Annotated in this window: 9 protein-coding genes; 8 read left to right on the top strand and 1 reads right to left on the bottom strand. The window is 63.3% G+C overall.

Annotation, left to right across the window (positions count from 1 at the left end; all coding sequences use genetic code 11):
* Positions 1-178: 178 nt before the first annotated feature.
* Positions 179-1051 carry a helix-turn-helix domain-containing protein gene (locus ACM9HJ_RS30675; RefSeq protein ID WP_416575611.1) on the bottom strand — a complete coding sequence of 291 codons (873 nt, stop codon included), beginning with the start codon at positions 1049-1051 and terminating at the stop codon, positions 179-181.
* Positions 1052-1401: 350 nt separating this feature from the next.
* Here ACM9HJ_RS30675 and ACM9HJ_RS30670 point away from each other — a divergent pair, with 350 nt between their 5' ends.
* From ACM9HJ_RS30670 to ACM9HJ_RS30635, 8 genes are all read left to right on the top strand, one after another.
* On the top strand, positions 1402-1791 hold the full coding sequence (locus ACM9HJ_RS30670; RefSeq protein ID WP_416575610.1) for a transcriptional regulator domain-containing protein: 390 nt from the start codon (positions 1402-1404) through the stop codon (positions 1789-1791).
* The gene (locus ACM9HJ_RS30665; protein WP_416575609.1) at positions 1721-2206 is read left to right on the top strand and encodes a DUF2285 domain-containing protein; all 486 of its coding nucleotides are present in this window, start codon (positions 1721-1723) and stop codon (positions 2204-2206) included. The genes ACM9HJ_RS30670 and ACM9HJ_RS30665 overlap by 71 nt, the downstream gene beginning before the upstream one ends.
* 99 nt (positions 2207-2305) lie before the next feature.
* Positions 2306-2794, top strand: coding sequence for a thermonuclease family protein (locus ACM9HJ_RS30660; protein WP_416575608.1), 489 nt, complete (start codon positions 2306-2308; stop codon positions 2792-2794).
* An 84-nt stretch (positions 2795-2878) separates the two neighbouring features.
* The gene (locus ACM9HJ_RS30655) at positions 2879-4075 is read left to right on the top strand and encodes a DUF932 domain-containing protein (protein WP_416575607.1); all 1197 of its coding nucleotides are present in this window, start codon (positions 2879-2881) and stop codon (positions 4073-4075) included.
* A gap of 95 nt (positions 4076-4170) precedes the next feature.
* Positions 4171-6195: a ParB N-terminal domain-containing protein gene (locus tag ACM9HJ_RS30650; protein WP_416575606.1), complete on the top strand. Its 2025-nt coding sequence runs from the start codon at positions 4171-4173 to the stop codon at positions 6193-6195.
* A gap of 62 nt (positions 6196-6257) precedes the next feature.
* A complete protein-coding gene (locus ACM9HJ_RS30645) occupies positions 6258-7256 on the top strand; it encodes a toprim domain-containing protein (protein ID WP_416575605.1) in 999 nt (332 codons plus the stop codon).
* Between the two features lie 255 nt (positions 7257-7511).
* Positions 7512-8453, top strand: a complete 942-nt coding sequence (locus tag ACM9HJ_RS30640; RefSeq protein ID WP_416575604.1) for a DUF2493 domain-containing protein — start codon at positions 7512-7514, stop codon at positions 8451-8453.
* 180 nt (positions 8454-8633) lie between these two features.
* On the top strand, positions 8634-10073 hold a 1440-nt coding region (locus tag ACM9HJ_RS30635), incomplete at its 3' end, for a DEAD/DEAH box helicase family protein (protein WP_416575612.1).

The raw sequence follows: 10073 nt of genomic DNA, 5'->3' as shown, positions 1-10073 counted from the left end.
ACGCTTAAGCCGCTGATTCCAAACAAGAATCAGCGGCTTTTTGCTGTCCGCAAAAACCACCCCAAAACATCGCCTAGCTACCATATAGCTACCAGATGAAAGTGAAAATGAGCGTAGTTGGCGCCATACGGGGCCGCTGCGGTCGCTCCATAAAACGGTCAAATCGGGCTGTAACCTATCACCGCCGATCTCGCCGCCATTGCGAGGGCGTTGTTCCAGTCGCCTTGTGGAAGTTGCTGGTGAAATGGCTGGCAGTGGCAAAGCCGAGCGCCATGGCAATGTCGGTGATGGACATGCCTGGATCAAGCAGCAGCGCCTTGGCACGTTGCAATCGCCGCTGGGCGATATATCGTAGTGGGGACACACCCAGGCTGGCTCGGAAGGCACGGCCAAAATGGTCGGGGCTGAGATCAATTTCGGCTGCAAGTCGCTCCAAGGTCAGATCGTCCTGGAGATGGGCGTCGATGTAGGAAAGTATCCGCCGCTGGCGCGAAACGCCCAGGCCACCATTGACAGCGGGTGGCATGGGTTTGCTGCCGAAAATTTCCAGCAACCTGCCGACCAGCAGCACACAGGCCAGCGTCAGGGTCCCAGCAGATGCTGACTGTTCCAGTCCTTCTTTGAGGATTTCGAGAATGTGTCCGATCCGCGTGTCCTGGATATCGAGTTGCGTAGGCATACTGTCGAGGATTTCGATGGTGCCCTCGCAGGCGGGGCCGGTGATGAAACCAACATCCAGTGCCACGATGAATACCGGCTGCCGCCCGGACCAGGAGACCTGAATGATGCGCTCAGGCGGTGTGAGATGAATCTGCCCCGGTTTGACGCGATGCTGAATGGCTGAAACCTGATCAACCGGATGCCACCGCAACGTAAAAGAGGGCCCGTCATGCTGGATCAGCGTCAGTTGGGGAGACCCAAGTTTTGCGTCCGCGCATTCATCCAGCAGATAGCGTCCGATGACGTAGCCGTCGTGCCGGACACGATGCAGCGGCTGGATGCCACGGGGTAATCTGTCGGATTGGAAGTCTATGAAGCTGTGTGTATCCATGAGAATACCCTTATATAGCTATGCGATGATCTCCCTTCTTGTTTTGATTGATGATTGCCGACACTAAAGGCGAAATAGAGGCTGAGGCAGGTAAATTCTATATAGACTGAATGCGTATATTCGAGAGAGTTATCGTTAAGTCTTATTGTCGAACTTTGCGAACAAATTACGTGTAATTTCATTGTTTTGGGGCTACGAAATTCAGCGGAATTTCGACAGTCATGCCGGTTTCGTGAAAGTTTTCCGGGGAAATCGTATCGATAATCATCGATACGGCCAGCTTGAGAGTTGGCGGTATCGTTCCACCGCTGTGCCTTATCGCCGCACAGCCTGTTGGGAGATGGCAGCCCATGCAGAACAGGAACCCGGTTGACGCCGCATTATCTGTGCCGGATTGGCAGGATGCTGCGGCCTATCAATCATTGCAGCATATGGACCGGCCCGGCTGGGCGTGGCAATGGCTTAAACGGAATGGCGGCTTCAAGGAGGCCCTGAAATCCAGCACCTGCCTGACAAGCATCGACCGTACCGTGGTGCGATTGGACGCCGCCTCTCATGCGATGACCTGGGTGTTGATGTTTCGCCCACATTACCAGCGATGCCAAAGCCTACTGGCAACCCGAAGCATGCCCGTCGGTTCTCACGGTCGCCGCAGAGCCATCGAAAGCTGTGACGGCGACAGACGACCTGTTCGACCTGGAAGCGGTTCGGCCCCTCGCAACCGTCGTCAAGGAACCTGACGGGGACGAGCATTTGATGTTGTCAGATGGCCTTCGGCATCTGCAACTTTGGGTCACCGAGGGGACGGTTCTCGACGGCCCCGTGCGCCTCCGCTGCACACTGACCGGATTGCAGGAGATGGATCGGAAGGTGCTGTCCCTGCGCCGTTTGTGCCTGTGCTGTCGGTTGCGTCGAATGCCGCGCAGCCTTTACCCGCCGGAACCTTTGGTTAGGCGCTGGATCGACAAACTGCGCGCGGTGGATGCCGTCGGTTCCGGCGCGTCCCAGCGTGACATCGCCGTAGCGCTCTTCGGGGAAAGGCGTGTCGCTGCCGAATGGTCGCGCGGATCTGATTGCCTGCGGCTGCGGGTCCAACGGCTCATCCGCGAGGGACGGCGGATGGTGCGCGGTGGCTACCGGGATCTGCTGGCCTGACGGGTCAGAGTCAAAGGGCGGCGGGCGTGGGTGTCAGGGTCTGGGTGGGAGAAGGTCCCGCCCTTTGACCGCAACCATGATGTGACGGAGGGCTTTGCCATGAAGCTGTTCAAGATCGCGCTGTCCGCGTTGGTTCTGGTGGGCGTCGGCACGGGCGCTTTCATCTATTGGCCCCAGGGCCGGGTAGAACAGGAGGGATCGGCCACGGTCATCGCGGCCGATCTGATTGAGATTGCCGGTGTTCGCCACCGGCTGGCCGGGATCGTGGTGCCGCTGGTCAACCAGCAATGTTTGGATCGAAAAGGTCAGACTTGGCCCTGTGGTCAACAGGCGGTGGAAGGCTTGCGCAAGCTGGTCACCGGCACGCCGGTCCTTTGTCGCCCCCGGCCTAGCAAGACGGACCTGTCCGATTGCTATGTCGGTGGCAAGCATTTGTCGGAACGTATGGTCTGGGCGGGGTGGGCTCTGGCCTGCCGGTATGGCACTGCCGATTTCAGCGGTTCGGAAAGTTCCCCTCGCTTTATCGCCGTGGGTCTGTGGCGGGGCGGGTTTGAGCCCCCGACGCCGTTGGACCAGTGTCCCCGGTGAGCCGGTAAAGTCAGAGGCGGCCTGGGCTTTCGTGACGGGTTGGGCTGGAGGAGTGGCCTTCGGCACCCGTCATGGAGATGTGCCATGACCCAGGTGGAAATCCTCGACAATCCCCGTGACGCCGCGCGCGGCTACCGGGTGGATGTGAACCGTGGCCAGCGCAACAGCAGGGTATCGTCGGAATGGTTCTCCCGGCCCGATGATGAGCGGTTTCTCTCCCTGTCCGACCTCTATGCATCGGTCAAGACCCGCACGGATCGCAGCCGGACACGTACCCTGGCCAGTGCCGATATCAGGGTGGAGGCGCGCAGCGATGCGCCGGAACGGCTGTCGCTGCTGCTGCCGGGTGGTGAGCGCCCGGTGGCACCCACCCATTGGAGCTTCGGGCAGTTGGCCGGGCTGGTGGGGGCACCTGCCGCCTATCTTCGGCAGCTTCCGGCGGCGCTGGCCGGGATCAACCTGCAATATGGTCTGACCGCGCATCGGGCCGAGCAGGTCAAGACCCTGGAGATTGAGGACGGACGGGTTGAGCTGCGCGCCGTCACCGGGCCGGATTATGGCCGCATCTACGATCATGAACTGGTCGAGGCGGTGCAGCGCATCGCCGGCAACGGCACCGGCGATACGCGCTGGAAGGTGCCCGGCGTGCTGGACTGGTCGACCGGCATCTATCATCCCCGTGTGGATATCACGCGGGACACGACCACGCTCTATGCCAGTGACCGTGACGTGTTCCTGTTCCTGGTTGATGACATGAATCCGATTGAGGCGGGGCAACTGCCCGATGGGTCGCCGGACCTGTACTTCCGGGGCTTCTATTGCTGGAACAGCGAGGTGGGGGCCAAGACCCTGGGCATGGCCAGTTTCTATCTGCGCGCGGTCTGTCAAAATCGCAACTTGTGGGGCGTGGAGGATTTCCAGGAGATCACCATTCGGCATTCCAAATATGCCGCCTCCCGCTTTGCCCATGAGGCTGCCCCCGCCCTGACCCGTTTTGCCAATTCGTCGCCCATGCCGTTTATCAACGGCATCAAGGCATCGCGTGAACAGATCGTGGCGCGGTCAGATGACGACCGGGAGGAGTTTCTGCGCAAGCGCGGCTTTTCCAAGGCCGAGACGGGCAAGATCATCGACACCGTGCTGGCAGAGGAGGGGCGCAAGCCGGAGAGCATTTTTGACTTCGTGCAGGGCATCACGGCGGTGGCCCGTGACAAGCCGCACCAGGATGCGCGGTTGGACATGGAGGCCAGGGCCAAGAAGCTGCTGGACCGGGTTGCCTGACCGGCGGCGGGCATAAAGGCAGAGGAGGCTGGGGGCTTCGTGACGGGTGATGAGATGGGAGAGAGGCTTCCATCCGCCCGTCATGGAGAAAACCCATGGCCACCAAAGCTGCTGACAAGATCATCCTGAGCCGGTCCCAGGATATCCCCTTCAACAAGCTGGTCCTCTCCCAGGCCAATGTCCGCCGCGTCAAGGCGGGCGTGTCCATCGCCGATCTGGCCGAGGACATTGCCCGCCGGACCCTGCTGCAAAGCCTGTCCGTCCGGGCGCAGGTTGACGGGGAGGGCAAGGAAACCGGGCTGTATGAGGTCCCCACCGGTGGGCGCCGGTACCGGGCGCTGGAACTGCTGGTCAAGCAGAAGCGCCTGGCCCGCAACGCCCCCATCCCCTGTGTCATCCGCACCGAAGGGCTGGGCGAGGAGGACAGTCTGGCGGAGAACCTGCAACGGGTGGCGCTGCACCCGCTGGATCAGTTCCGGGCCTTCCAGACCCTGATGGACAAGGGCCTCAGCGAAGAGGACATCGCCGCCCGCTTCTTTGTCACCCCGGCGGTGGTGAAACAGCGGCTGCGCTTGGCGTCGGTCTCGCCCAAGCTGCTGGAGATCTATGCCGAGGATGGCATGAATCTCGACATGCTGATGGCCTTCAGCGTCAGCGACAGCCATGAGCGACAGGAACAGGTCTGGGCATCGCTGACCCAGCCCTGGCAGAAGGAGCCCTACCACATCCGTCGTGCCCTGACGGCCAGCAGCATCCACGCCTATGACAAGCGTGCCCGCTTTGCCGGGCTGGAAGCCTATATCGCCGCCGGTGGTCCGGTGATGCGCGACCTGTTCACGCCGGACGAGGGCGGTTGGCTGGGCGACGTACCGCTGCTGGAACGGCTGGTGGCGGAAAAGCTGGCCAAGGCTGCCGAGGGGGTGATGGCGGAGGGCTGGAAATGGGTCGAGGTGAATGTCGATTTCCTCTATGGCCACACCGTCGGCCAGCGCCGCCTCAAGGCTGAGATCGTCCCCCGGACGGAGGAAGAGGAGGCGCGGTACGCCGAATTGACGGCCGAGTATGAACGGCTGGCCGAGGAGCATGATACGGGCGAGGACATCCCCGAGGAGGTCGATCAGCGGCTGACGGCCCTGTCGGCTGAAATCGCGCAGTTGGAGGAGCGGCCCGAGCGTTTCGATCCCGACGAGATGGCGCGGGCCGGCTGCTATGTTCGTGTCAACGCGGAAGGCGAATTGCGGGTGGAACGCGGGTTTGTTCGCCGCGAAGATGAACCGCCGGTGGAGGAGGTTATCCCGGTGGATGGCACGTCGGAATGCGATGTCACCCAACCTGCTGCTGCCCATGCCGCCTATACCGGCACGAGTGTCAGCCAGGAAGCGGAACCCGAGGATGAGGGCATGAAGCCCCTGTCCGACCGGTTGGTGATGGAACTCACCACCCATCGCACCCTGGCCCTGCGGGATGCGTTGGCGCGGGACCCCGACACGGCGTTCCTGGCCGTACTGCACGCGCTGTGCCTGGAGACCTTCTATCCCGGCTCCTATGCCAGTTGTCTGGAAATCAGCGCCCGTGGCACGGTGCCGGTGCTCCAGGAACCCAGCCTGCGCGACTGTGCCGCCGCGACCGCCATCGTGGACCGGCATGAGAACTGGCGGCAGCAGATGCCGGCACGGGCCACCGAGCTGTGGGATGTGCTGGTGGGGTTCGATGCCGACAGCCGATCTGCCCTGTTTGCCCATTGCGTGGCGGGCACGGTGAATGCCGTGCATGAGAACTGGAACCGCCACAATGGCCGCCTGAACCATGCCGATACGCTGGCGGGCGTTCTGGACCTGGATATGGCCGACGCCGGTTGGGTGCCGACCGTGGACAATTTCCTGGGCCGCGTCACCAAGGCCCGCATCCTGGAAGCCGTCCGGGAGGCGAAGGGAGCCGAGGCAGCCCAACGCATCGAACATCTGAAGAAGCCCGAGATGGCGGCCCATGCGCAGGAACTGCTGACGGGCACCGGCTGGCTGCCGGAACTGCTGCGCAAGCCGGGTCAGCCGAAGGCGGAAGTTGTTACGCCTGTGGATGACGCCGTTGCGGATGCCAACCTGCCCGTCGCGGCGGAGTGAACTGACATCCCCGACCCTTGGCCCGGCCACGGTGCCGGGCCTTCCCTTTGGGGAGGTGTCCCATGGAAAGTGCTGGCGATCTCTCGCGCCGATTGGCCTGCGACGCCGAAGCCATATGCCGTCAGTTTCTGCCCAATGGTCGGCGGCAGGGGCGCTATTGGCTGGTCGGCGATGTGCAAGGTCATAACGGGCGCAGCCTCTATGTCCGCCTGACGGGTCCCAGCGCCGGGTCCTGGACCGATGCCGCCACAGGGGGGCATGGCGACCTGCTGGACTTGATCGCGTTGAATCGGGGCCTATCCATCCGCGAAGCCATGGTGGAAGCACGGGCGGTTCTGCGTCTGCCGCTGCCGGTCACCGGAACCGTCACCACTGCGATGGCACCCAAAGGTTCACCCGAAGCCTGCCGACGTCTGTTTGCGGCCAGCAAGCCTTTGCCGGGCACTTTGGCGGAACGCTACCTGGCCAGGCGCGGCATTGTCTTGTACCGGCCGGAACCGGCGCTGCGGTTTCATCCGCGTTGCCATCGCTGGGAGCCGTCCGGCACCATCAGCCTACCCGCGCTGGTCGCTGCGGTCACCGACGACAGCAATCACGTCACGGGGTTGCACCGAACCTGGCTTAGCCCCGATGGGGACAAGGCTGCGTTGGATGATCCCCGCCGTGCGATGGGTCAACTGCTGGGCAATGCCGTGCGCTTTGGCTCCGCCGGGCCTGTCATGGCGGCGGGGGAGGGGCTGGAGACGATGCTGTCGTTACGTCAGGTCTTGCCCTTGCTGCCAGTCGTTGCAGCCCTGTCCGCCGCCCATCTCGCCGCCTGGACTTTTCCAGCACTGCTGCGTCGGCTCTATGTCGTCTGCGATGTCGATGCGGCGGGGGAGTGGGCCTTTGCCCGGCTGTCGTCGCGTGGCCACGCCGCCGCGCTGACGGTCCTGCCTCTCCGGCCCCGGCTGGACGATCTCAACAGCGACCTTATGGCCTATGGGCTGATGGCGCTGCGCGAATGGATCGTCCCGCAATTGGCCGAGGGCGATACAACCACCTTCCTGCCCTGCGGATAGGGCCCGGGCATCTGCAACGTCGGGAGCGGTGGGCCCTGCACGGCGCACAGCATCGTCACGCCACCCGGGAAGGGTGGGCCGCGAGAAGGCGGCCTTCCAGGTTGGGGATCTGCCAGGGTCGCCCGGTCCCGCAACGGCCAGAGGCCGTCCTCCGCTGGCGCTGCGGCCCGCAAGGGGTGCGGGGCCGGGCTTAACCCTGGCGGGCGCTCCCCAGGAAGGCCGCGACCGGCGCGGCCCACAAATCCGGTGACTGCCATGCTGACCAGCCGCACGACATCTCCATTCCCCGCCAGCGACGGCCTTACGGAGGCCGCCCCTTCCGCCCATCTGCTGGAGGAATTGCAGCTTTACGGCTATCGCCCGTTCCAGGACGAGCCCGACCCGCGCCCCTTGCCCGGGGCCGATCAGGCCAGGGCCGAGATCGGGGCCTGCCTGGAGACCCTGGCCGGGTTGTTGACCGGCACCCGGCTGGAGGATGACCTGGACGACCTGCTTTGGGCCTGCGTCAATGTCTTCCACCGCCGCATCGGCAACCTGGAGCGTGACTTGGACGCCAACGAACAGGCCCAGCAGCGCAGCCAGACCGAACAGGACGGTTCAGAAATCCGCTCCGTCGAGCTGGAACGCCTGACCGCCGAGGGGTTGGGCCTGATCGAACGCCGCAACGCCTTCGAGTTCTTCCGCGACGCCGCCGCCGAGATGTACGAGGCCCTGACCGGCTCCACCTGGCGTCCGCGCCAGGGCTCCCAGTTGAACCACCGCACCCTGACGGCAGCGATCATCGACAGCCGCGACCATATCGCCGCCCGCCGCCATGCCGACACCAAGTTGTTGCTGCCCCCTGGCCCCAAGGTAGCCTTCGCCGGCGGGGTGGACTGCAATGATGTCGACCGCATCTGGGCGGCCCTGGACAAGGTCCATGGGAAGCATCCCGACATGGTCCTGCTGCATGGCGGCAGCCCCAAGGGTGCCGAACGAATCGCCGCCTGCTGGGCCGAGAACCGTCGCGTTCCCCAGATCGTCTACAAGCCCGACTGGACCCGCTACAAGAAGGCTGCGCCCTTCCGCCGCAACGACCAGATGTTGGAAACCCTGCCCATCGGCCTCATCGCCTTTCCAGGCTCCGGCATCACCCAGAACCTAGCCGATAAGGCCCGCAAGATGGGTGTTCCCGTCTGGCGCTTCGGGGAGGGATGACGCGCTCAATGCAAGTCGCTTAGTCACATCGTGGCGCGTAACCAGTCAGTCCGGTTGTGAATGCCGCTGCAACACGCCGCGAACAGACTTATATGAGATCGAACCCTTGTAGCGCAAAATGTTGCTGCCCGTTGGAGTTGCCTATACTCTCCGGCCTGTTCGCCGAAATAGGTAGTGTCGATGGGGACCCCTTCACCGAATTTCAGCTTCTTGAGCCGTCACACCCAGCTTGTTGAGTTGGGGTCGATGGCCGAAAGGTATTTCCGGTCGGACGGCAATACCGCGCTGATCAAGCTGCGTCAGTTCGGCGAAGTGATGGCCCAGACCGTCGCTGCCCGGATCGGTGCCTATCAGGGCACCGGTGAAAATCAGAATGACCTGCTTCACCGGCTGGAGGATCGCGGGGCGATCCCGCGTGATGCGGCCCGCCTGTTCCATGAAATCCGGCTCATGGGCAATAAGGCGACCCATCAGGGCTTCGGGGATCAGAATTCGGCGCTCACCGGCCTGAAACTGGCGTGGCAATTGTCGATCTGGTTCCACCGCGCCTATGACAAGAACCAGGGGTTCCAGCCCAAGCCCTTTGTTCCCCCCGCCGATCCACGACGTGTGGATGCCGTGGTGGCGGAGGAGTTGAGGCGTTTGCGTGAGCAGTATCGGCAGTCCATGACGGACGCCGAGCGTGCGCAATTGGCAGCCCAGGAAGCAGAACAGGCCCGCCAGACCGCTGAAGAGAAAGCCCGCCTGGAAGCCGAAGAGAAGCAGGCGCTGCAACAGCAGTTGGCCGCGTTCGAGGTCAAGCACGCGGCACTTCAGCAGGAGTTGGAGGCAGCCCAGCGGGCGGCGACCGCCGCCCCGGCCAGTATTGACGCCGTCGTCGAGGCTGCGAAGGTTGCTGCCGCCGCCATCGACTTGGACGAGTCAGCGACCCGTACCATCATTGACCGCCAACTTCGCGACCGGGGTTGGGGTGTCGATAGTCAGGCCCTGACCTTCAAATCCGGTGCCCGCCCCGCCAAGGGCAAAGCCATGGCTATCGCGGAATGGCCGACCGAGACCGGCCCCGCCGATTATGCGCTGTTCCTCGACACCACCTGCGTGGGCGTAGTTGAGGCCAAGCGGCAGCGCAAGAATGTCTCTGCCTCCATCGACCAAGCCGAGCGTTATGCGAAGGGTCTGAAGACGACCGAGGGCATGGAGCTTGTCGGGTTGGCCAGTGAGTTCCGCGTTCCCTTCGTCTTTGCCACCAATGGCCGTGATTACCTGAAGCAGATTGAGACCGAGTCTGGCATCTGGTTCCGGGACACCCGTAAATCCACCAACCGTCGCCGGGCCTTGACCGACTGGCCAACGCCGGAAGGTTTGCGCGGCCAGTTGGCGATGGACCGGGATGCCGCCCATGCGGCGCTGGCCGCCATGCCGATGAATTTCGGTTTCGACCTGCGACCCTATCAGCGAAAGGCCATCGAGAAGGTCGAAGCGGCGCTGGCCGATGATGAACGGCAGATGCTGGTGGCCATGGCCACGGGCACCGGTAAGACCAAGCTGGCCATCGCCATGCTGTCCCGCCTGCTGGAATCCAAACGCTTCCGCCGCGTCTGTTTTGTGGTGGACCGCAAC

The sequence above is a fragment of the Niveispirillum sp. KHB5.9 genome (genome assembly GCF_048066115.1).
Lineage (GTDB): Bacteria > Pseudomonadota > Alphaproteobacteria > Azospirillales > Azospirillaceae > Niveispirillum.
This window is presented reverse-complemented; position numbering and strand designations above follow the sequence as displayed.